19 protein-coding genes are annotated in these 22,228 nt (G+C 37.5%); 8 read left to right on the plus strand and 11 right to left on the minus strand.

The window, feature by feature from the left end; all coding sequences use genetic code 11:
- Nucleotides 1-28: 28 nt before the first annotated feature.
- The 11 genes from FAR12_RS22055 to rpmH all read right to left on the minus strand — a co-directional run bounded on the left by FAR12_RS22055 (nt 29) and on the right by rpmH (nt 10,457).
- Nucleotides 29-736, minus strand: coding sequence for a DUF554 domain-containing protein (locus FAR12_RS22055; RefSeq protein WP_126410921.1), 708 nt, complete (start codon nt 734-736; stop codon nt 29-31).
- A gap of 97 nt (nt 737-833) precedes the next feature.
- Nucleotides 834-1,694 carry a ParB/RepB/Spo0J family partition protein gene (locus tag FAR12_RS22060; protein ID WP_126410922.1) on the minus strand — a complete coding sequence of 287 codons (861 nt, stop codon included), beginning with the start codon at nt 1,692-1,694 and terminating at the stop codon, nt 834-836.
- Nucleotides 1,687-2,448 carry a ParA family protein gene (locus FAR12_RS22065; RefSeq protein ID WP_126410923.1) on the minus strand — a complete coding sequence of 254 codons (762 nt, stop codon included), beginning with the start codon at nt 2,446-2,448 and terminating at the stop codon, nt 1,687-1,689. Before FAR12_RS22065 ends, FAR12_RS22060 begins: the two co-directional genes overlap by 8 nt.
- Nucleotides 2,449-2,659: 211 nt before the next feature.
- On the minus strand, nt 2,660-3,535 hold the full coding sequence (noc, locus tag FAR12_RS22070; RefSeq protein ID WP_126410924.1) for a nucleoid occlusion protein: 876 nt from the start codon (nt 3,533-3,535) through the stop codon (nt 2,660-2,662).
- A 123-nt stretch (nt 3,536-3,658) separates the two neighbouring features.
- Nucleotides 3,659-4,375 carry a 16S rRNA (guanine(527)-N(7))-methyltransferase RsmG gene (rsmG, locus tag FAR12_RS22075; RefSeq protein ID WP_126410925.1) on the minus strand — a complete coding sequence of 239 codons (717 nt, stop codon included), beginning with the start codon at nt 4,373-4,375 and terminating at the stop codon, nt 3,659-3,661.
- A gap of 325 nt (nt 4,376-4,700) precedes the next feature.
- Nucleotides 4,701-6,590, minus strand: coding sequence for a tRNA uridine-5-carboxymethylaminomethyl(34) synthesis enzyme MnmG (mnmG, locus tag FAR12_RS22080; RefSeq protein ID WP_126410926.1), 1,890 nt, complete (start codon nt 6,588-6,590; stop codon nt 4,701-4,703).
- A gap of 78 nt (nt 6,591-6,668) precedes the next feature.
- The gene (gene mnmE, locus FAR12_RS22085; protein ID WP_126410927.1) at nt 6,669-8,054 is read right to left on the minus strand and encodes a tRNA uridine-5-carboxymethylaminomethyl(34) synthesis GTPase MnmE; all 1,386 of its coding nucleotides are present in this window, start codon (nt 8,052-8,054) and stop codon (nt 6,669-6,671) included.
- A 236-nt stretch (nt 8,055-8,290) separates the two neighbouring features.
- On the minus strand, nt 8,291-8,908 hold the full coding sequence (gene jag / locus FAR12_RS22090; RefSeq protein WP_126410928.1) for an RNA-binding cell elongation regulator Jag/EloR: 618 nt from the start codon (nt 8,906-8,908) through the stop codon (nt 8,291-8,293).
- On the minus strand, nt 8,905-9,672 hold the full coding sequence (gene spoIIIJ, locus FAR12_RS22095) for a YidC family membrane integrase SpoIIIJ (protein WP_170972298.1): 768 nt from the start codon (nt 9,670-9,672) through the stop codon (nt 8,905-8,907). The genes jag and spoIIIJ overlap by 4 nt, the downstream gene beginning before the upstream one ends.
- A gap of 141 nt (nt 9,673-9,813) precedes the next feature.
- A complete protein-coding gene (rnpA, locus tag FAR12_RS22100; protein WP_126410930.1) occupies nt 9,814-10,179 on the minus strand; it encodes a ribonuclease P protein component in 366 nt (121 codons plus the stop codon).
- A 143-nt stretch (nt 10,180-10,322) separates the two neighbouring features.
- Nucleotides 10,323-10,457, minus strand: coding sequence for a 50S ribosomal protein L34 (gene rpmH / locus FAR12_RS22105; RefSeq protein ID WP_009796313.1), 135 nt, complete (start codon nt 10,455-10,457; stop codon nt 10,323-10,325).
- 633 nt (nt 10,458-11,090) lie between these two features.
- On the opposite strand from rpmH, the gene dnaA reads away from it, so the two are divergent.
- The 8 genes from dnaA to FAR12_RS22145 all read left to right on the plus strand — a co-directional run bounded on the left by dnaA (nt 11,091) and on the right by FAR12_RS22145 (nt 21,866).
- On the plus strand, nt 11,091-12,437 hold the full coding sequence (gene dnaA, locus FAR12_RS22110; protein ID WP_126410931.1) for a chromosomal replication initiator protein DnaA: 1,347 nt from the start codon (nt 11,091-11,093) through the stop codon (nt 12,435-12,437).
- 287 nt (nt 12,438-12,724) lie between these two features.
- Nucleotides 12,725-13,861 (plus strand): DNA polymerase III subunit beta, encoded by a 1,137-nt coding sequence (gene dnaN / locus FAR12_RS22115; protein WP_126410932.1) that lies wholly within the window; start codon nt 12,725-12,727, stop codon nt 13,859-13,861.
- Nucleotides 13,862-13,997: 136 nt separating this feature from the next.
- Nucleotides 13,998-14,210, plus strand: coding sequence for a S4 domain-containing protein YaaA (gene yaaA / locus FAR12_RS22120; RefSeq protein WP_126410933.1), 213 nt, complete (start codon nt 13,998-14,000; stop codon nt 14,208-14,210).
- A 109-nt stretch (nt 14,211-14,319) separates the two neighbouring features.
- Entirely contained in the window at nt 14,320-15,438 is a 1,119-nt protein-coding gene (gene recF / locus FAR12_RS22125; protein ID WP_126410934.1) for a DNA replication/repair protein RecF, read from the plus strand.
- A 1-nt stretch (nt 15,439) separates the two neighbouring features.
- Nucleotides 15,440-15,697 carry an extracellular matrix regulator RemB gene (gene remB / locus FAR12_RS22130; RefSeq protein WP_342772340.1) on the plus strand — a complete coding sequence of 86 codons (258 nt, stop codon included), beginning with the start codon at nt 15,440-15,442 and terminating at the stop codon, nt 15,695-15,697.
- A 126-nt stretch (nt 15,698-15,823) separates the two neighbouring features.
- Nucleotides 15,824-17,734 carry a DNA topoisomerase (ATP-hydrolyzing) subunit B gene (gyrB, locus tag FAR12_RS22135; protein WP_170972299.1) on the plus strand — a complete coding sequence of 637 codons (1,911 nt, stop codon included), beginning with the start codon at nt 15,824-15,826 and terminating at the stop codon, nt 17,732-17,734.
- A 318-nt stretch (nt 17,735-18,052) separates the two neighbouring features.
- Nucleotides 18,053-20,608: a DNA gyrase subunit A gene (gene gyrA / locus FAR12_RS22140; protein ID WP_126410937.1), complete on the plus strand. Its 2,556-nt coding sequence runs from the start codon at nt 18,053-18,055 to the stop codon at nt 20,606-20,608.
- Between the two features lie 163 nt (nt 20,609-20,771).
- Nucleotides 20,772-21,866, plus strand: a complete 1,095-nt coding sequence (locus FAR12_RS22145) for an HD-GYP domain-containing protein (protein WP_126410938.1) — start codon at nt 20,772-20,774, stop codon at nt 21,864-21,866.
- Nucleotides 21,867-22,228: the final 362 nt, after the last annotated feature.

Here is a 22,228-nt window from a genome sequence, read left to right on the forward strand (position 1 = left end):
TGTCCCTTTCGACAGTCTCTCCTTTTACTTATGCAAAGAAATACATCACCGTAACAATCACTGCTGTGACTAATATTCCGGGTAGTAGATTAGCTACACGTATTTTCGTAATTCCGATCATATTGAGACCAATGGCGAAAATCATGACACCACCTACTGAAGTCATTTCTACAATAAAACTGTCCATCAAAGCTTGAGGAACAATGCGATCAATTTGTGTGGCAAACAGTGCAATTAATCCTTCATAAACGATAACAGGAATAGCAGAGAAAATAACACCAATTCCTAATGTGGTTGTCAAAATAATGGCTGTAAATCCATCGATAATCGATTTCGTATACAATACGGAATGATCGCCTCTTATTCCACTGTCAAGAGCACCGATGATTCCCATCGCACCGATGACGAAGATAAGTGTTCCAGTAACGAACCCTTGAGAAATACTTCCTTGTCCGTTGCCTTTACCTATCTTCATTTCAATCCAATCCCCAAACCTATTGAGCTTACCTTCTAAATCACTGTATTCACCAATTACAGTACCAAAAACCAAGCTTATGATCATGATTAAAAAATTAGCACTTTTAAGGCCCATCTGAACGCCTAAAACAACTACTGCAAGACCAATCCCATGCATCACTGTTTTCTTTACACCTTCTGGGATGCGATGGAGCAATTTTCCTAACAATGTTCCGATAATAATGAGCAATCCATTCACAATGGTTCCTAATAAAAACATTCTGTCTCACCTTTAGCTGTATAAATTTCGTTTATGAATAGAGATTACTCACAAATACACTCCAAATCACCATAAAAATAAACCATCCTAAGATGGCTTATGAAGATTGGTTCGATTCTAGTAATTCTAGTATTCTCTCTAAATCTTCTGATGAGAAAAATTCAATTTCAATTTTTCCCTTTTGTTTACTTTTGTTTTGCTTAATATTGACGGTTGTCCCAAATCTTTCACGTAGGAAGGATTCTTGGGCACGAATAAAGACATTTTTTTCTGGTTTTGTTTTCTTTGTTTCACGTGAAACATTTTCATTTATTTGTTGAATTAACTGCTCTAGTTGACGAACATTTAACCCTTCTTTAAGAATCTTATCAACGACAGGACTCATCTTTTCCTTTTTTCTAAGCCCTAATAGTGCACGTCCATGGCCCATTGAAATTTTCCCATCGGAGATGAGCTGTTGAATTTGTGGAGGTAAAGAAAGTAACCGAATATGGTTTGCGATATGCGGTCTACTCTTACCAAGTCGTTTTGCTAACTGTTCTTGTGTAACCGAAAGCTTTTCCATAAGAAGCTGATAAGCAGCTGCCTCTTCAATTGGAGTCAAATCTTCACGCTGAAGATTTTCTAAAATAGCTAGCTCCATCATTTGTTGCTCAGACAAATTACGAACAACAACCGGTACTTTTTCAAGCTTCGCTTCTGACGCAGCTCTAAAACGACGTTCTCCGACTACAATTTCATAGCCCTTGATGCTTTTTCTCACGATAATTGGTTGTAAGATACCATGCTCTAAGATCGAATTTTTTAATTCTTCGATAGCTTCTTTATCAAAGATTTTCCGTGGTTGATAGGGGTTCGGACGAAGCTCTTTTAAACTAACTTCCCTTACTACCTCTTCTTTTTCAGGCTCCATATTAGCAAAAAAAGCATCTAATCCTTTTCCTAATCCTTTAGCCATTTACAGCCACTTCCTTTGCTAAGTCTAAGTATACTTCAGCGCCTCTAGATTTAGGATCATAAATAATGATTGGTTCTCCATGACTCGGAGCTTCACTCAAACGAATATTTCTTGGGATAACAGTTTGATAAACCTTGTCCTGGAAATATTTTTTTACTTCTTCAATGACCTGTAAACCAAGGTTCGTACGCGCATCAAGCATAGTTAACAAAACACCTTCAATTTTCAAATCCTGATTTAGATGCTTTTGCACAAGTCTGACGGTATTAAGCAATTGGCTTAATCCTTCTAAAGCGTAATATTCACATTGAACAGGAATTAGAACAGCGTCAGATGCAGTTAAAGCATTCAACGTAAGAAGTCCTAAAGATGGAGGACAGTCGATGATAATATAATCATATTGATCCTTTACTTCTTCTAGTGCTCTCTTTAGGCGAACCTCTCTTGAAATCGTTGGAACAAGTTCAATCTCCGCTCCAGCAAGCTGAATTGTTGCCGGGATGGCGAAAAGATTTTCCACTCCAGTTGGTCGAATAACCTTTACTGCTTCAACATCATCTACTAATACATCATAGACACATTGATCAATATCCGCTTTCTCTAACCCTACCCCACTCGTTGCATTTCCTTGAGGGTCAATATCAACTAATAATACTTTTTTCCCTATATATGCTAAGCAGGCGCCTAAGTTAACGGAGGTGGTTGTTTTGCCAACTCCTCCTTTTTGGTTTGCAATTGATAAAATTTTACCCACGGTATCACCTACCTTCAATTCCCTACTATTTTTTCCTCTTTATATACAAACTAGCAATCATGTATTCTATTTTATCATGAAAAAAGAAAAGAGAATCATATTTTTCTCTTCCATATTACTTTTATCGACAAAAAAATAAGAGAAACTAAACAAAATGTTTAATTTCTCTTCTAAAAATAGACCCTATTGATAAAAAAATTAGTTCAGTATGCTATTTTTTCTTTGGAATTTTGATTGTAAATTGATAGTATTCCTCGAATTCTTCTTCTTCCGAATCTAAATTGATCCCACTATCAGAAACCATTGTTAAAGATTGGCGAATTGTATTTACAGCAATACGCATATCCTTGCTGAATGCTTTGCGCTTTGGTTTTACTTTATCCTTTCGCTGCTCTAACAATTTTACAACTCGTTCTTCCGTTTGCTTAACGTTTAAGTTCTTCTCAATAATCTCAGCAAGCAATTGAATTTGTTTGGCTGGATCCTTTAACGGAATTAAGGAGCGTGCATGTCTCTCAGTTATTGCTTTTGCTAGTAAAGCGTCCTGAATCTCTTGCGGTAATTTAAGCAAGCGGAGCTTGTTCGCAACAGTAGACTGACCTTTACCAAGTCGTTGAGCAAGCGCTTCTTGCGTTAAATTATGAAGTTCAAGTAATTTACCGTAAGCAATTGCTTCTTCAATTGGAGAAAGTTCTTCTCTTTGAAGATTTTCAATTAAGGCAACTGAAGCTGTTTCTGTATCATTCATATTTTTGACGATGGCAGGGACTGTATCCCATCCAAGCATTTTCATTGCTCTCCATCTTCGTTCACCGGCAATGATTTCAAACTTATTCTCTTCGTATTCTCTTACCACAATTGGTTGGATAATACCATGAGTATGAATGGTACGCGATAACTCTTCTATTTTATCCTCAGCAAAAACCGTTCTAGGTTGAAAACGGTTGGGCACGATATCATCAATCGGGATCTTGCGAATCTCTTCACGATTCTCATGCGCGACAAATTCCGTTTGTTCTCCTACTTCTATTTCAGTTTGGTCTTCCCTTTCGCCCAGGCCAAAAAAGCGTGAGAAAGATTGCTTCATCACTTTGCACCACCTTTACGAAACTCCCTAACTAAGTAATTCTCTATTAAAAGCTCGTTTCCTGCATGAAACTCTATTAAAAATTATGCCATACTTTCGCTAAAAAAGGTAGGACATTTCCCGTTATTCAATCGGAGTCTTATTCGGAACACCTGGTTTCCGGGGAAATTTCTTAGGTGTTGGCTTTTCCTTATTGATGATGATGATATTTCGTTCACTTTCTTCGATCGGCAAGGTAAAAGAATGCACCTCTTTCATTTTTCCACCTAGGGTAGTAACCGCTTTTTTTCCTGCCTCGATCTCATCCTTCGCATTAGCCGCCTTCATGGCTACAAAGTTGCCACCAACTTTCACTAAAGGCATACAAAGCTCACTCAAGACAGAAAGTCTAGCAACGGCACGAGCAGTAACCACATCATAACTCTCTCTATGATCCTTATTTTGACCAAAAGTTTCAGCACGATCATGGATAAAACGGACGTTTTCTAGCTTTAACTCTTTTGCTAAATGTTCAAGAAAGGTGATTCTCTTATTCAGTGAATCAACAATTGTTACATGCAATTCAGGAAAAGCAATTTTAATCGGGATACTTGGGAAGCCGGCCCCCGCTCCAACATCGCATATATGTAAAGGTCCTGAAAAGTCATAATAAAAAGCTGCAGAAACTGAGTCATAAAAATGTTTTAAATAAACTTCAGGCTTGTCCGTAATCGCCGTTAAGTTCATTTTTTCATTCCACTCTACGAGTGTGTGAAAGTAGGTCTCAAATTGGGACATTTGCTCAGGAGATAGATTTATCCCTTTCTCTTGCAGCATCCCGTGAAATTCTTCCGTTTTCATCAGTCAAATCCTTTCCTAGCTTGATTTTTTTGTTGATTGAATTACTTTAACCAACAAGTCTATACGAAAAACTGTTTTCGTATAGATTGTTTATTTTCTTACGAAAAAAACCTGTTGTTAAAATCTTACTGCCGTTGGCCAGCGGCCGATTTTAACGTAGAAATAGCTAGTTGGCGCATCGTAGCGATGTTTGCAAGCCCTTTTCTCATTTTTATAAAACTACTTATCATTGAAAACATAGATTATTGGATTGATTTGTGTTTCAAAAGCCACAAAGTTTGAGAAAAGAGCATTACGAAAAGAGAGGAACCTTCAATAAGGTTCCCTATTCATTCGATACTCTAGCAATTCTTCCTTGCTCTAAATAAACAAGCAAAATGGAGATATCTGCAGGGTTTACGCCTGAAATACGTGATGCTTGTGCTATGGATAAAGGAAGTACCTTTTTAAGTTTTTGTCTAGCTTCGGAAGCAAGACTCGGAATCGCATCATAGTCGATGTCGGTTGGAATCTTTTTGTTTTCCATTTTCTTTAAGCGCTCAACCTGTTGAAGCGATTTTTCGATATACCCTTCATATTTAACCTGGATTTCAACCTGTTCCGTTACTTCTTCATCTAATTTCACTTCACTCGGAACGATTTGAGCAATATGCTCGTAGCTCATTTCAGGACGTTTGAGCAAATCGATTGCTTTAATACCGTCCTTCAACTCGCTTCCTCCCTGGCTCTTAATAAGCTCTTGCACTTCTGGCTTTGGCTTAATAATAATCGATTGTAATCTTTCTTTTTCTGCTTCAACAGCCGCTTTCTTAGCCAAGAATTTTTGATAGCGTTCTTCACTAATCAAGCCAACCTGATGACCAATTTCCGTTAAACGTAAATCAGCATTATCATGTCTTAAAAGAAGACGGTATTCAGCACGTGATGTTAATAGACGATAAGGCTCGTTCGTTCCTTTTGTCACTAAATCATCGATTAATACGCCAATATAAGCATCGGAGCGGCTTAGAATAACCTCTTCTCTTCCAAGTGCTCTTCTTCCAGCATTCAGACCAGCCATTAAACCTTGACCAGCTGCTTCTTCATAACCAGAAGTTCCATTTATTTGACCAGCAGTATAGAGATTCTTGATTTTCTTCGTTTCTAATGTTGGCCATAATTGGGTCGGAACGATCGCATCATATTCAATCGCATAGCCAGCACGCATCATTTGAGCATTTTCTAGACCAGGAAGAGTTTGTAGAATTTTATGCTGAACATCCTCTGGTAAGCTTGTAGAGAGCCCTTGAACGTATACTTCCTGCGTATTTCTACCTTCAGGCTCTAAGAAAATTTGATGTCTTGGCTTATCATTAAAGCGAACGATCTTATCTTCAATCGATGGACAATAACGAGGACCAGTTCCTTTGATCATCCCTGAATACATCGGTGAACGGTGTAAGTTACTATCAATAATTTGATGCGTTTTTTCATTCGTATACGTCAACCAGCATGGTAACTGATCCGTAATATATTTCGTTGTTTCATAAGAAAACGCCCTTGGCTCATCATCACCAGGTTGAATTTCCGTTTTACTATAATCAATCGTCAGACTGTCTACACGCGGAGGTGTTCCAGTTTTAAAACGAACCAAATCAAATCCTAGATCTTCAAGGTGTTCAGAAAGTCGAATCGAAGGCTGCTGATTATTCGGACCACTTGAATATTTTAATTCCCCTAAAATAATTTCCCCGCGTAAGAACGTTCCTGTCGTAATAACAACGGTTTTGGCCGAATACTTCGCACCCGTTTTCGTAATAACCCCTGTACATGTATCGTCTTCGATGACTAATTGCTCAACCATTCCTTGTACAAGGGTTAAGTTTGGTTCATCTTCCATTGTTTTTTTCATTTCATGCTGATAGGCAAATTTATCTGCTTGAGCTCTCAATGCTCGTACAGCAGGCCCTTTCCCTGTATTCAGCATGCGCATTTGGATATATGTTTTATCGATATTTTTGCCCATTTCTCCGCCCAAGGCATCGATTTCTCTTACAACAATTCCTTTTGCCGGTCCACCAACAGATGGATTACACGGCATAAATGCCACCATATCTAAATTAATTGTTAACACCAAAGTCTTCGCACCTTGACGAGCTGCTGCTAAACCTGCTTCCGCACCCGCATGACCAGCACCAATGACGATGACATCATAATTTCCAGCCTCGTATTGCATTACGCTGCCTCCTAGCTTCTTCTAATTAATAAATGATCTTGATAAAAATCCTATAGCCGATTTTTAATAACCTTCTATCTATTTCCCTAAACAAAATTGAGAGAATAACTGATCGATTAAGCTTTCATGTACACTTTCACCGATAATTTCTCCTAGTAGCTCCCACGTTCTAGTCAGATCGATTTGAACGATGTCAATCGGAACCCCGGCTTGGACGTTTGTTATGGCTTCTTCGATGGAGTATAGAGATTGATTTAACAGAGCAATATGGCGACTATTGGATACATACGTCATGTCTCCCGCCTCAATCGAGCCTGCAAAGAATAGAGCAGCAATCGCCTCTTCTAATTCATCAACCCCAACATCCTCAAGCAATGAAGTCGTTACAAGCTTATGATCCTTCGCTAATTCCTTCACCCGTTCCAAATCAATTTTCTGAGGTAAATCGGTTTTATTGACAATGACAATGACGTCCATTCCCTCAACCGCTTTAAAAATATTCTCATCTTCAACCGTTAAATCATCTGCATAATTCAAGACAAGCAGTAACAAATCTGCTTCTTTTAAAACCTGCCTTGATCGCTCTACTCCAATCCGCTCTACAATATCTTCCGTTTCACGAATTCCAGCCGTATCAAGTAGTCTTAACGGAACTCCTCTGACATTGACATATTCTTCAATGACATCACGTGTAGTTCCTGGAATATCTGTCACGATCGCTTTGTTTTCATGCACTAAACTATTTAACAAGGACGATTTTCCGACATTCGGTCGACCGACAATAACCGTCGAAAGTCCTTCTCGTAAAATTTTCCCCTGTTGGGACGTTTGTAAGAGCTTCTTAATTTCGTCTCTTACATATTGTGCTTTCTCTATTAAAAGTTGATGTGTCATTTCTTCTACATCATCATACTCAGGATAATCGATATTTACTTCCACATGAGCTAACGTTTCTAAAATTTCTTGACGAAGTCTTGAAATTAATCGTGATAATCGTCCCTCCATTTGCCCCAATGCCACGTTCATAGCCCGATCCGTTTTCGCCCGAATTAAATCCATGACCGCTTCTGCTTGGGATAAATCGATCCGACCATTTAAGAAAGCTCGCTTTGTAAATTCACCTGGATCTGCCAATCTTGCTCCTGCATTTAACACTAGCTGCAGCACACGATTGACTGAAACAAGTCCACCGTGACAATTTATTTCAACTACATCTTCTTTTGTAAAAGTTTTTGGACCCTTCATCACAGAGACCATTACTTCCTCAGCAACCTCATCTGTTCTAGGATCTATTAAATGCCCATAATGAATGGTATGGGATGCAACATCTGTTAGCTTTTTCCCACCAACTCCTTGAAAAAGCCTTCCTGCAATTTCGATTGCTTGCTCACCACTTAAACGTACAATTGCAATTGCGCCTTCTCCCATTGGAGTTGATATTGCTGCGATTGTATCTAATTGCACCCTTGACACCTCTTTTCGTCAAACAAAATCTATAAATACCTATTCCAAAATTATAGAATAGCACATGCTTTTCTTCAGAAAAAGTCTTTCCCCTTAGTTATCCACATGTTTTTATCGTCAATATGCTTTATTTTATCTTATCCACATGTGAATAACAATAAAACTCCCTTGTCAACGCACCTTTTGACGGTATAAAAAAACACCCTACTCAAAAGTAAGAGTAGAGTGCTTAAAGTTTACTTATTCGGCGAAATCACAATATGTCTATTTGGTTCAACACCATCTGAATAGGTTTTGATTCGCCTATTTCCCATCAATGCCGTATGAATGACTTTTCTTTCATAAGAAGGCATTGGTTCTAACGTCACTTTTTGGCCTGTTCTTTGTGCTTTTTCAGCTAAACGCTCAGCCAATTGAATCAATGTTTCATTTCTTCTCTTGCGATAATCCTCTGCATCAAGAATGACTGTTAAGTACTGATCAGCGAAACGATTGATCACAAGTTGAGTTAAATATTGAAGTGAATTTAAGGTTTGTCCTCTTTTTCCAATCAAAAGAGCCATTTTTTCTCCAGAAAGGAGAAATTGAACTTGTTTTCCCTCTCTTTTCACTTCAATTTTGGCAGCAACACCCATTTTTTCACAAACATTTAGTAAAAATTGTTTTGCTTCTTCCACTGGATCAATTTTGACGGTTACTTTTACAATTGCCGGCCTTGATCCAAACCCGAAAATTCCTTTTTTACCTTCATCAATAATCGACACTTCTGTGCGGTCTTCTGTTGTTTCCAATTGAGCTAAAGCCGATTTGACTGCTTCTACGACGGTTTGTCCGGTAGCAGTTACTTGTCTCACTTTTTTGCTCCTCCCGCTTTACCAGTTTCTTTTTGTGTTTTTATATCTGGACCTTTAATAAAATACGTTTGAACAATCATAAAGATATTCCCCACTACCCAGTATAATGATAAGGCTGCTGGGAAGCTTACTGCAAAAACGATAATCATGATAGGCATAATCCAAAGCATCATCGCCATTTGTGGGTTCTGATTCGCTGTACCAGCCATCATCATTTTTTGCTGAATGAATGTTGTAACACCTGCAATTAATGGTAGAAGATAAATTGGATCTGGAGACCCTAAATCAAACCATAAGAAGTCATGTTCAGCAATTTCTCTCGTTCTTGAAATCGCATGGTAAAAACCAATTAAAATTGGCATTTGAATAAATATTGGGAAACATCCAGCCATTGGATTGACATTATGTTTCTGGAACAATGCCATTGTTTCCTGTTGAAGTTTTTGCTGTGTTTTTTGATCCTTGGAGCTATATTTTTCTTTTAACGCCTGCATTTCAGGCTGAATCGCTTGCATCGCTTTTGAACTCTTAGTTTGCTTAATCATCAGTGGTAAAATGAGCAAACGAATTAAGATGGTTACTACAATAATAGAAAGTCCGAAGTTTCCTCCTAAGAAATCCGCCACCATTACGATAAATTGTGATAATGGATAAACGATATACTCATTCCAGAACCCTTCACTTTCTGAAGTGATTGGCTGGTTATATTCCATACACCCTGTCAGCAAGGTCGTGAGTAAAACCAATCCGATTAAAAAAAACATTCTCTTTTTCAACCGTAATTTCCTCCTTATATTTCAATTTCATTAGTCGCTATTAAACAAAAAGGCCTATTTTTGACGAATCAAGTGTATTGTATCATCTTTTTATAGGCCATGCTTTAGAAATATGGATGTTCTAGAAATTTATTGCAATTTTTTATTTATCTTTTTCACATTTAAAACCTTTGACAGCTTTAAAACATGAATTAAACTACTTTTAATTTCAAAAAAATCCATATCAGCTGCTGGCTTCCTCGCAATGATGATGTAATCGAATTCATTTTGTAAATCATCTTCAAGCTCCAAAAAAGCTTGGCGTATGTATCGCTTAATTTGATTTCGCTTCACTGCATTCCCTAGCTTTTTACTAACTGATAAACCAATTCGAAAATGCGTCTGCCCTGGCCTTCTTAATGAGTAAACAACAAATTGGCGATTAGCAAAAGACTTTCCCTTTTTGAAAATCTCTTGGAAATCCTTATTCTTTTTTACTCTATTTTCTTTCTTCATTCTCTCACCTACAACCTACGCAACTTCAACAAATAATATCGATAACACCTTAAAATTATCATCTTTCCCGATCATATCTATACGTCATATCCAGAAAATAAAATCTCTAGAATGAGAAAAAAGACCACTGACTATTCAGTGGCCTAAGCAGATAATACTTTTCTTCCTTTTTGACGACGACGAGCTAGAACTTTACGTCCGTTTGCAGAGCTCATACGACTACGGAATCCATGAACTTTACTTCTCTTACGCTTATTTGGTTGAAACGTTCTTTTCATATATGACACCTCCCTGAGGAATAGCTGTTAAAGACAGTCTAAATAATTATATAAACCAAACCCTAAAAATGTCAACCTCAATTAAAAATTATCTACCCTGAGCAAAATATTTTTGAAACTATTTTTTGAAGCAAGGAACACAAGAATCTATTCTACCACGAAAGTATTTTTTTGTCTCCAATCCTTTTAATTATCAAGTTGTGTATAACTTTCGACAGGATTTTTATTATCCACAACACATATTGACAGCTTTTGCACACATTAGATTTATGTGGATAATTTTCATGCACACGCTGTACTTCTTGTGGATAAAGCAAGAAAACCCATTGCACCTCAATGGATTATTTGATATTATAGTTGTGTTTTCACCTTGGATATAACTTTGTGTATAACTGATTTATCCACAAACTGTGGATAATCTGTGGACAGTTTATTCACTCCTCTTGAAGAACTTTGTCCACAGATAGTGGATACTGTCGAAATACCACTTTATTTCCTTATAATATGTTTTTCCACAGGTTAAATTCTTATAATGCTATATTTGTAGCCATTGCACTTGGATTATGTATATCAATGACAAGGTCTTTCCATAAGGCTAGACAAATTCTATAAAAAGAAAAGGAGGGAAAACGCTTGGAAAATATTGCGGATCTTTGGAATCAAGCTCTTTCTAGCATCGAAAAAATGATAAGCAAACCAAGCTTCGACACTTGGTTAAAGGCTACGACAGCTCATTCTCTGAAAAAAGACACGCTGACCGTGACAGCCCCGAATGAATTTGCTAGAGATTGGCTAGAAGAGCGATATTCTGAACTAATCTCCAGCATTCTATATGAACTTACTGGAGAGGAATTGAATGTTAAATTTATCATTCCGCAAAACAAAAACGAGGAAGAAATCGATCTTCCAAATCCTCCACAAACATTTAAAAAGGATGAGGAACCGTCTGAACTGCCATTAACGATGCTGAATCCTAAAAATACGTTTGATACATTCGTTATTGGATCCGGAAACCGTTTTGCTCATGCAGCTTCATTAGCGGTGGCAGAAGCTCCGGCAAAGGCCTACAATCCCCTTTTCATTTATGGAGGAGTAGGATTAGGAAAAACACACTTAATGCACGCGATTGGACATTATGTTTTAGAGCATAATCCATCTGCAAAAGTAGTGTATTTATCCTCTGAAAAGTTTACGAATGAATTTATTAATTCCATTCGTGACAATAAAGCAGCTGAGTTTCGTAATAAATACCGCAAAGTGGATGTCCTATTAATAGACGATATTCAATTTTTGGCAGGAAAAGAATCAACTCAAGAGGAATTTTTCCATACTTTTAATACGTTGCATGAAGAGAACAAGCAAATCGTCATTTCCAGTGACCGTCCACCTAAAGAAATACCAACATTAGAGGACCGTTTACGTTCAAGATTTGAATGGGGACTCATTACCGACATTACTCCACCGGATCTCGAAACGAGGATTGCGATTTTAAGAAAAAAGGCAAAAGCAGAAGGATTAGACATTCCGAATGAAGTGATGCTGTATATTGCCAACCAAATCGACTCGAACATCCGTGAATTAGAAGGAGCTCTCATTCGAGTTGTGGCCTATTCATCATTAATTAATAAAGATATTAATGCTGATTTAGCTGCAGAAGCTTTAAAAGATATTATTCCTAGCTCAAAGCCGAAAATCATTACGATTTTGGATATTCAGCAGACAGTTGGGGAGTATTTCAGCGTGAAGCTGGAGGACTTTAAAGCAAAAAAACGCACCAAATCGGTTGCATTTCCTCGCCAAATTGCGATGTATTTAGCGCGTGAACTCACTGATTTTTCTCTTCCGAAAATTGGCGAAGAGTTCGGAGGCCGTGACCATACGACCGTCATCCATGCTCATGAAAAAATTTCAAATCTGCTTCAAACTGATTTACAGTTCCAGAACCAAATGAAAGAAATCAATGAGCGATTAAAAATATAAATTCCAATTCATCTAGTACAAAAACGAACCATTACTAATGCATTTTTACATGTTATTTATTCTAATAGTGTTCGTTTTTTTCTTTTTGAATGTGTATGGATTAAATAGAGTATCTTAATTCTGTGAATAACTTTCGAATGTTTACGCACAGTCTGTCCACATGTGGATAGGCTGTGTTTCCTTTCGAATTTAGTAGTTATCCACAAATCCACAAGCCCTACTAGTACTTCTATTACTTTTTATAAAAAAAATATATATAAAATAAGCTAAAACGGAGGATTAAAAAAATGAGATTCATAATCCAACGGGACCGCCTCGTTCAAAGTGTTCAAGATGTCATGAAAGCTGTAACTAGCAGAACTACGATTCCGATCTTAACAGGGATCAAAATTGTTGCGACTGATGAAGGAGTCACACTAACTGGTAGTGATTCAGATATATCAATTGAATCTTATATTCCGAAAGAAGAAGCTGGAGATGAGATCGTTGAGATTAAACAAACGGGAGCTATTGTTTTACAAGCAAAATTCTTTAGTGAAATTGTGAAAAAGCTTCCTACTGATTTTGTCGAAATGGAAGTACAAAATCAGCTGCAAGTAGTAATCCGTTCAGGTAAATCAGAGTTTAACTTAAATGGTCTAGACCCTGAAGAGTATCCAAGATTGCCACAGGTTGAAGAAGAAAATGCTTTTAAGATCCCAACAGACCTTTTAAAAGCATTGGTTCGACAAACTGTTTTTGCAGTGTCCACCTCAGAAACACGCCCTGTGTTGACAGGTGTAAACTGGAAGGTTGAAAACGGCGAATTAATCTGTATTGCAACAGATAGTCATCGTCTGGCATTACGAAAAGCGAAGATCGAAATCGAAACAGCTCATAATTATAATGTTGTCATTCCAGGTAAGAGTTTGAATGAATTAAGTAAAATTCTTGATGACAACAATGAATTAGTAGAAATTGTTATTACAGAGAACCAAGTCTTGTTTAAAGCGAAGCATTTATTGTTCTTCTCAAGATTATTGGAAGGAAATTATCCTGATACTTCAAGATTAATTCCAGCTGAAAGCAAAACGGAAGTGATCGTAAATACAAAAGATTTTCTTCATGCAATCGATCGTGCTTCCCTATTAGCACGTGAAGGTCGTAATAATGTTGTTCGTTTAGCAACTTTAGAAAGCAAAGGAATTGAAATTTCTTCTAACACGCCAGAAATCGGAAAAGTTATCGAGGAATTAGTAGCTCAATCGATTGATGGAGAAGAACTAAAAATTTCTTTTAGTGCGAAGTATGTGATGGATGCACTAAAAACATTAGAGGGTCATGAAATTAAAATAAGCTTTACTGGTGCGATGAGACCATTCTTGATTCGTCCACTTAATGATGATTCACTGCTTCAGCTTATTTTACCTGTACGAACTTACTAATTTATGAAAGCTGCCAGTAATGCTACTGGTGGCTTTTATTTTTCCTATCGCTTTCTTCAAAATTTTCTTTTCTTTGTCTATGTGTGAAATATTTAGTAAAATATAAGTAGAAGACGAATTTGGAAAAGGTGAAACGGTGAACAAAGAAATTCAGATTGATACAGAATATATTACGTTAGGACAATTTCTGAAGTTAGCAGAAATCATTGATTCCGGCGGAATGGCCAAATGGTTCTTAAGTGAGCACGAAGTTATCGTTAATGGAGAGCAAGACCAAAGACGAGGTCGAAAGCTAAGAATCGGTGACCAAATCGAAATACAAAATTTTGGGGCTTTTATCATAGTGTGATAAGGCTTATTGGTGGTTGGAGAAAAATAGGCGGAACTCCCCTATCGCTTCAAGAATAGCCACATTTTTTAAAGTGTGATTAAGAGGTTAAAAAAAGGATGTATCGTCGATGTATATTGAGCATTTGAAATTAAAAAATTACCGGAATTATAACGAAACAGAAATTCCCTTTGACAATAAGGTCAATGTTATTCTTGGAGAAAATGCTCAAGGGAAGACGAATGTTATGGAATCTATCTATGTTTTAGCCATGGCGAAGTCCCATCGAACATCAAATGACAAAGATCTTATTTGCTGGGACGAGGAATATGCTAAAATAGAAGGTAGGGTAAAAAAAAGACACGGTTCCATCCCGATGGAGTTAGTTATTTCAAAAAAAGGAAAAAAAGCAAAAGTTAATCATATTGAGCAACAAAAGCTCAGTCAATACATTGGAAATATGAATGTCGTCATGTTTGCGCCGGAAGACCTCCATTTAGTAAAAGGGAGCCCTCAAGTAAGGCGTCGTTTTATTGATATGGAAATTGGGCAGGTCTCCCCTGTTTATTTGCATGATATCGGGCAATATCAGAAAATCTTACAGCAGCGAAATCATTATTTGAAACTACTACAATTAAAAAAACAGACCGATATGACGATGCTCGATATTTTAACCGAACAATTTATTGAGACAGCTGTGAAGATTATTTCGAAACGGTTCGAATTTCTTGAGTTACTAGAAAAGTGGGCAATTCCTATTCATAAAGGAATATCAAGGGATTTAGAGACGTTGAAAATTCACTATAAACCCTCTGTCGACGTATCAGAAGAACAAGTTTTGTCGAAAATGGTAGAAGTATTCGAAGAAAAATATGCAAAGACAAAAGTAAGGGAAATCGAAAGAGGTGTGACTTTATTCGGTCCACACCGAGATGATCTCCTTTTTCATGTAAATAATAGAGATGTGCAAACATTTGGATCGCAGGGGCAACAAAGAACGACTGCCTTATCTCTAAAGCTTGCTGAAATAGAGTTGATTCGTTCAGAAATCGATGAATATCCAATCCTATTATTGGACGATGTACTCTCTGAACTGGATGATTATCGGCAATCCCATTTGTTAAATACCATTCAAGGCAAGGTTCAGACATTTGTAACGACAACAAGTGTCGATGGGATCGATCATCAAACCTTAAAGGAAGCTTCGACTTTTAAAGTGGAAACTGGAAGGATTGAAAAACTTCAGTGAGGTGAGAACATTGTATGTTCATTTAGGAGAAGATATCCTTGTGAGGACAAAAGATATCGTCGCCATTCTTGATAAAGAAACCGTGAAATCTTCCCAATCTATGAAGGAGCTATTAGAAAGTGAGAGCAACAAAATCGTTCCACTGGCTAAAGGAGATTTTAAGTCCATCGTTATTACAGTAGACGCTGTATATTACTCCCCTTTAGCTTCTGGAACATTGAAAAAACGCTCAACTAAGCTTGCTATTCAAGAATTTTAATGAATATAGAATGATTATTTTTTTCCTAGAAAATTTACACTAGCGTCATCAAGTGGCCGAAACAGGCTTTTTACGAAGTACATTAGAAAGTGTAGGTGATTGACTGTGGCAACTGAACAGGAAGCAGTGCAAGCACAAGATTATGGTGCCGAACAGATACAGGTATTAGAAGGTCTAGAAGCTGTTCGAAAACGTCCAGGTATGTATATTGGCTCAACGAGTGGGAAAGGACTACATCACTTAGTTTGGGAGATTGTTGATAACAGTATTGATGAGGCTTTAGCAGGTTATTGTACTGAAATAGACGTTTTTATTGAAAAAGATAACAGTATTACAGTCGTTGATAACGGTCGAGGTATTCCAGTAGGAATTCAAGAGAAAATGGGTCGCCCTGCTGTTGAGGTTATTATGACTGTTCTTCATGCCGGCGGTAAATTCGGTGGCGGAGGATATAAGGTTTCAGGAGGTCTGCATGGGGTTGGTGCATCGGTAGTAAACGCCCTATCCACTTATCTTGAGGTTTATGTTCATCTTGATGGCCATATTCACTATCAAAAATATGAGCGTGGTGTTCCATGTGAGGATCTAAAAGTGATTGGGGATACAGACCGTACAGGAACGACTGTTCATTTCCAACCTGATCCAGAAATTTTTACAGAGACAATCGAATATGATTTCGATACTCTCGCATCTCGTACACGTGAGCTTGCATTCTTAAATAAAGGCTTAAAAATCTCGATCGAAGATAAGCGTGTGGAAGAAAAAAAGCGTAATGAATACCTTTATGAAGGTGGAATTAAGTCTTACGTAGAGCATTTGAACCGCACGAAGGAAGTCCTGCATGAAGAACCAATCTTTATTGAAGGCGAAAAAGATGGCATTACGATTGAGGTTTCCCTTCAATATAACGAAGGTTATACAGAGAATATTTATTCTTTTGCCAACAATATTCATACGTATGAAGGTGGAACACATGAGTCCGGCTTCAAAACGGCTTTAACGCGTATTATTAATGATTATGCGAGAAAGAATGGCCTCGTTAAAGAAAACGATGCAAACTTAACTGGTGATGATGTGCGCGAAGGCTTAACAGCGATTATTTCGATCAAGCACCCGGATCCACAGTTCGAAGGGCAAACAAAGACGAAGCTCGGAAATTCTGAAGTAAGAGCGGCAACAGATACTATTTTTGCGGAGCATTTGGAAAAATTCTTGCTTGAGAATCCATCGGATGCACGAAAAATTGTTGAAAAAGGCTTAATGGCTACGAGAGCTCGACTAGCTGCGAAAAAAGCAAGGGAACTAACAAGAAGAAAAAGTGCCCTTGAGGTTTCTAGTTTACCTGGTAAGCTAGCGGACTGTTCATCAAAGGATCCATCTATCAGTGAATTGTATATCGTTGAGGGTGACTCTGCGGGTGGTTCAGCGAAGCAAGGTCGTGATCGTCATTTCCAAGCAATCTTGCCACTAAGAGGTAAAATCCTCAATGTTGAAAAAGCTCGTCTTGACCGCATTTTATCAAACAATGAGGTTCGAGCAATGATCACAGCTTGTGGTACTGGTATTGGGGATGAATTTGATATTTCGAAGGCCCGTTACCATAAGATTGTTATTATGACCGATGCCGATGTTGATGGTGCACATATTCGTACCCTGCTCTTAACCTTCTTCTATCGATACATGAGAAAAATTATTGAAGCAGGCTATATTTATATTGCTCAGCCTCCCCTTTACAAGGTTCAACAAGGTAAGAGAATTGAGTATGCGTATAACGATAAAGAGCTTGAGCGCATTTTTGCAGAGCTTCCTAGTCAGCCAAAACCAAATATTCAACGTTACAAAGGTCTTGGGGAAATGAATCCTGAACAGCTTTGGGAAACGACTATGGATCCTGAGAAAAGAACGATGCTGCAGGTAAGCTTGGAAGATGCAATTGAAGCGGATGAAACGTTCGAAATGTTAATGGGTGATAAGGTAGAGCCAAGACGTAACTTTATCGAAGAAAACGCCCAGTACGTGAAAAACTTAGATATATAATAATTGGTTTCTCGTCTTTATTCGTGGCTGTTTTCGTAAAGATTGTTGTTAAAATCCTACTGCCGATTTTAACGTAGAAATAGACATTTGGTGCATCGTAACTAAATTTGCAAGCTCTTTTCTCATTGATTCACAACCAGTTATTATTGAAAACATAGATAAATTCATTGATTTTTTGCTTCAAAAGCAACAAAGTTTGAGAAAAGATCTTTATTCGTTAGCTAAATTCTTAAATCTTGAGGATAGCTGGTATTCCCACTATCCTCTTTATTACTTGAAGTTCAGGTGCAGATTTTATTTTGAAAAGGAGGTTCCTCCATGTCTGAAACATCAAATTCTCAAATAAAAGAAATCAATATAAGCCAGGAAATGCGATCTTCATTCTTAGATTATGCGATGAGTGTTATCGTTTCTCGTGCACTTCCTGATGTTCGTGATGGATTGAAACCTGTTCACCGTCGTATTTTATATGCTATGCATGATTTAGGAATTCATGCAGACAAGCCATATAAGAAATCGGCTCGTATTGTTGGAGATGTAATTGGTAAGTATCACCCTCATGGTGATTCAGCAGTTTATGAAACGATGGTTCGTATGGCACAGGATTTCAACCAACGTTATATGCTCGTGGATGGTCATGGTAACTTTGGTTCTGTCGATGGCGATTCTGCAGCGGCGATGCGTTATACAGAATCTCGTATGTCAAAAATCGCGATGGAATTATTAAGAGATCTGAACAAAGATACAATCGATTATCAGGATAACTATGATGGTGAAGAAAGAGAACCTGTAGTACTCCCTGCTCGTTACCCGAATCTATTAGTAAATGGAACAACGGGAATTGCTGTAGGGATGGCGACGAATATCCCTCCTCATCAGCTTGGAGAAGTTATTGATGGAGTTTTAGCTATCAGTAGAGAGCCTGAAATAACGATACAGGAACTCATGGATATTATCCCTGGTCCGGATTTCCCTACTGCTGGTCTTATCTTAGGTAGAAGTGGTATTCGGAAGGCCTACGAAACAGGAAGAGGATCGATTACTCTTCGTGCAAAGGTTGAAATCGAACAAAAATCAAATGGTAAAGAAGTAATTATCGTTAAGGAGTTACCTTACCAAGTAAACAAAGCAAGATTAATTGAAAAAATCGCTGAACTTGCGCGTGACAAAAAGATTGAGGGAATCACTGATTTGCGTGATGAATCCGATCGTAAAGGAATGCGTATTGTTATTGAAGTTCGTAAGGATGCGAATGCTAACGTTCTTTTAAATAATTTATATAAGCAAACAGCCTTACAAACAAGCTTCGGAATCAATATGCTAGCCCTTGTGGATGGACATCCAAGGGTTCTGAACTTAAAGGAATGCTTACAGTATTATTTACAGCATCAGCAGGTTGTTATTCGTCGCAGAACGGAATTTGAACTTCGAAAAGCAGAAGCGCGTGCTCATATTTTAGAAGGGTTACGAATTGCTCTGGATCGTATCGATGAAGTGATCAGCTTAATTCGTGGCTCGCAAACAACTGAAATTGCGCGTGAAGGCTTAATGTCAACCTTTGGTTTATCAGATAAACAAGCACAAGCTATTTTAGATATGCGTTTGCAGCGTTTAACAGGCTTAGAACGTGACAAGATTGAAGAAGAGTATCAAAACCTAGTTAAATTAATCGCTGAATTAAAAGCCATTTTAGCGGACGAGGAAAAGATCTTAGAAATCATTCGTGAAGAGCTGCTTGAGATTAAAGAACGCTTTAATGATACTCGTCGTACAGAAATTGTGACGGCAGGTCTTGAAAATATCGAGGATGAAGATTTGATCCCACGTGAAAACATTGTCGTAACGATTACTCATAACGGTTATGTCAAACGACTTCCAGTATCCACTTATCGCGCGCAAAAACGTGGTGGTAGAGGGATTCAGGGAATGGGAACAAATGAAGATGATTTTGTTGAACATCTGATCACAACCTCTACGCATGACACCCTTTTATTCTTTACGAATAAAGGAAAGGTATACCGTGCGAAAGGTTATGAGATTCCTGAATTCTCAAGAACAGCTAAGGGACTTCCAATTATTAATCTCTTAGAAGTAGATAAGGGTGAATGGGTCAACGCGATAATCCCTGTTTCTGAATTCGTAGACGATTGGTTCCTATTCTTTACGACAAAAGAAGGGATTTCAAAACGTACCCCATTATCATCATTTGCTAATATTCGTAACAATGGTCTAATTGCCGTAAATCTTCGCGAAAACGATGAATTAATTTCTGTTCGTTTAACTGATGGAAATAAGGAAATTATTATTGGTACGAAAAATGGTATGCTCATTCGTTTCCCAGAATCCGATGTTCGTTCTATGGGTAGAACAGCTACAGGGGTAAAAGGGATTACTCTTAAGAATGAAAATGATGAAGTCGTTGGAATGGAAGTATTAGAAGAAGGTTCCGAAATTCTGATCGTAACGAAAAATGGTTATGGTAAGCGTACACCTTCTGAAGAATATCGTATCCAAGGACGTGGCGGTAAAGGGATTAAAACATGTAATATTACCGAGAAAAATGGTGATTTAGTTGCGATGAAGGCTGTTACCGGTGAAGAGGATCTTATGATCATCACAACTGGTGGAGTTATTATCCGTATGGCAGTTAAAGATATCTCGATGACTGGTAGAAGCACACAGGGTGTAAGACTGATTCGTCTTAATGAAAGTGCTGACGAATTCGTCTCTACTGTGGCGAAGGTTGAAAAAGAAGAAGAGCAAGAACAAAATGAGAATGAAGAAAATGATTCTCAAGAAGTTGTAGAGATCGTTTCTTCGGAAGGTTCCGAAGAAGTTGTTGAAAATAGTTCTGAAGAAAGTTCTGAAGAATAGTAAAGAGGCTGTAGGGCGTAAATGCTCTACAGCTTTTTATTTTCTGTTGCCCTCGTTTTATGAAGTCGACTTCTTTTCATAGCCTTAATAGGAAAAATCAAGTAAAATAGAAAAGAGATTTCAAAATTTTCAACAACCTACTATTGCTTTGAGGTGATTCCAAATGCGTGTTCATATTCAAGAGCTTCAAGAGGGATGTATTTTAACAGAAGACGTTGTGAGTCTAACGAATCGCCCTATCATTCCTAATAAAACAATTTTAACTGATGAATTAATAGAGTTATTAAAAGCTTTTTTAATTAGAGAAGTTAAAGTTCAAAAAACACTTGTTACTGGACTACCTTTTGTCCCTTCTGAAGTGATTGAGGAGGAAAAGGAGCAGGTACAACAGAACGTTACTACTGGAAAAACTACTAACCTTGCAGACGCCTTTTTAAGCGCAACAAGGGATTACAAGAAGGAATTCACGCAATGGCAATCTGGGCTATCACCAGATTTAGCAAAAGTAAGGTCTATATTATTACCGTTAATTGAACAACTAGATACTCAATCAGGTGAGATCTTCCTATTTCACCATCTTTCCACGGAGAAAGAGTATTTGTTCCAGCACTCCATTGCTGTTGGCTTAATAAGCGCATTTATCGGGAAAAAGCTTAACTATAGCAAAGGAGATATCGTTCAGTTAGGATTAGCTGGTTGCTTAGCGGATTGTGGAATGGCAAAAATATCTCCGCAAATCTTAAATAAAATGGGTGCCTTATCGAGCTATGAATTTGAAGAAATAAAAAAACACCCTACATACAGCTATAAAATGATTCAAAACAGCCCACTGTTAAGAGATGCTGCAAAAATAGCAATCTTCCAACACCATGAAAGACTTGATGGAACTGGATACCCTTTAGGTGAAAGTAAAAAAATCCATCCATTTGCAAAAATCATTGCAGTTGCAGATACTTTCCATGCGATGACATCAGCACGTCTTTATCGTAAAAAGCAATCTCCTTTCCGAGTGTTAGAAAAGATAATAGAGGATAACTTCGGGAAATTTGATATCGCTTCGATCAAAGCGTTACAGTCAGGAATTATGAATTTCTCTATCGGTAGCAAAGTAAAACTATCAGATGGACAAACAGCAGAAATTGTCTTTATAGAAGAAAAATCACCGACAAGACCTTTGATTAAACTAGTGGAGTCACAAACGATTATTCAATTAGAAAAACATCGTGATGTGTTCATTGATGAAGTTATTAAAAGTTAGGAATTAAGAGGGATAAATTACCATAATATTTCACCTTGAATAATCTATAGTAGGCTGATATAATAATAAAAGTCAGCTCGATGACGTCAAAATGATTTTAAAAATTAATTTTAAAAAAGTGTTGACGAGAAAAGCTGAAAATGATATATTATTAAAGTCGCTTCTGAGCGACGGATAAAATTTTCGCTAAGGCGAGAATAGAAGAAGGATATTTTCACTATCGTGAAAAATCCTAATTGTTCTTTGAAAACTAAACAAATCATACGTCAACGTTAGTTTTATTTTAAGTTTTATTTAAGAGCTAATCTTACTCTTTATTGGAGAGTTTGATCCTGGCTCAGGACGAACGCTGGCGGCGTGCC

The organism is Bacillus yapensis (assembly GCF_005280205.1).
Taxonomy (GTDB): Bacteria; Bacillota; Bacilli; order Bacillales; family Cytobacillaceae; genus Robertmurraya; species Robertmurraya yapensis.

Excerpts from the sequence above, each read along its gene's own strand:
- FAR12_RS22055 (WP_126410921.1), bottom strand. The coding sequence starts at position 736 with ATGTTTTTATTAGGAACCATTGTGAATGGATTGCTCATTATTATCGGA.
- FAR12_RS22060 (WP_126410922.1), bottom strand. The coding sequence starts at position 1,694 with ATGGCTAAAGGATTAGGAAAAGGATTAGATGCTTTTTTTGCTAATATG.
- noc (WP_126410924.1), bottom strand. The coding sequence starts at position 3,535 with ATGAAGCAATCTTTCTCACGCTTTTTTGGCCTGGGCGAAAGGGAAGAC.
- rsmG (WP_126410925.1), bottom strand. The coding sequence starts at position 4,375 with ATGAAAACGGAAGAATTTCACGGGATGCTGCAAGAGAAAGGGATAAAT.
- mnmG (WP_126410926.1), bottom strand. The coding sequence starts at position 6,590 with ATGCAATACGAGGCTGGAAATTATGATGTCATCGTCATTGGTGCTGGT.
- spoIIIJ (WP_170972298.1), bottom strand. The coding sequence starts at position 9,672 with ATGTTTTTTTTAATCGGATTGGTTTTACTCACGACCTTGCTGACAGGG.
- rnpA (WP_126410930.1), bottom strand. The coding sequence starts at position 10,179 with ATGAAGAAAGAAAATAGAGTAAAAAAGAATAAGGATTTCCAAGAGATT.
- rpmH (WP_009796313.1), bottom strand. The coding sequence starts at position 10,457 with ATGAAAAGAACGTTTCAACCAAATAAGCGTAAGAGAAGTAAAGTTCAT.
- dnaN (WP_126410932.1), top strand. The coding sequence starts at position 12,725 with ATGAGATTCATAATCCAACGGGACCGCCTCGTTCAAAGTGTTCAAGAT.
- recF (WP_126410934.1), top strand. The coding sequence starts at position 14,320 with ATGTATATTGAGCATTTGAAATTAAAAAATTACCGGAATTATAACGAA.
- gyrA (WP_126410937.1), top strand. The coding sequence starts at position 18,053 with ATGTCTGAAACATCAAATTCTCAAATAAAAGAAATCAATATAAGCCAG.
- FAR12_RS22145 (WP_126410938.1), top strand. The coding sequence starts at position 20,772 with ATGCGTGTTCATATTCAAGAGCTTCAAGAGGGATGTATTTTAACAGAA.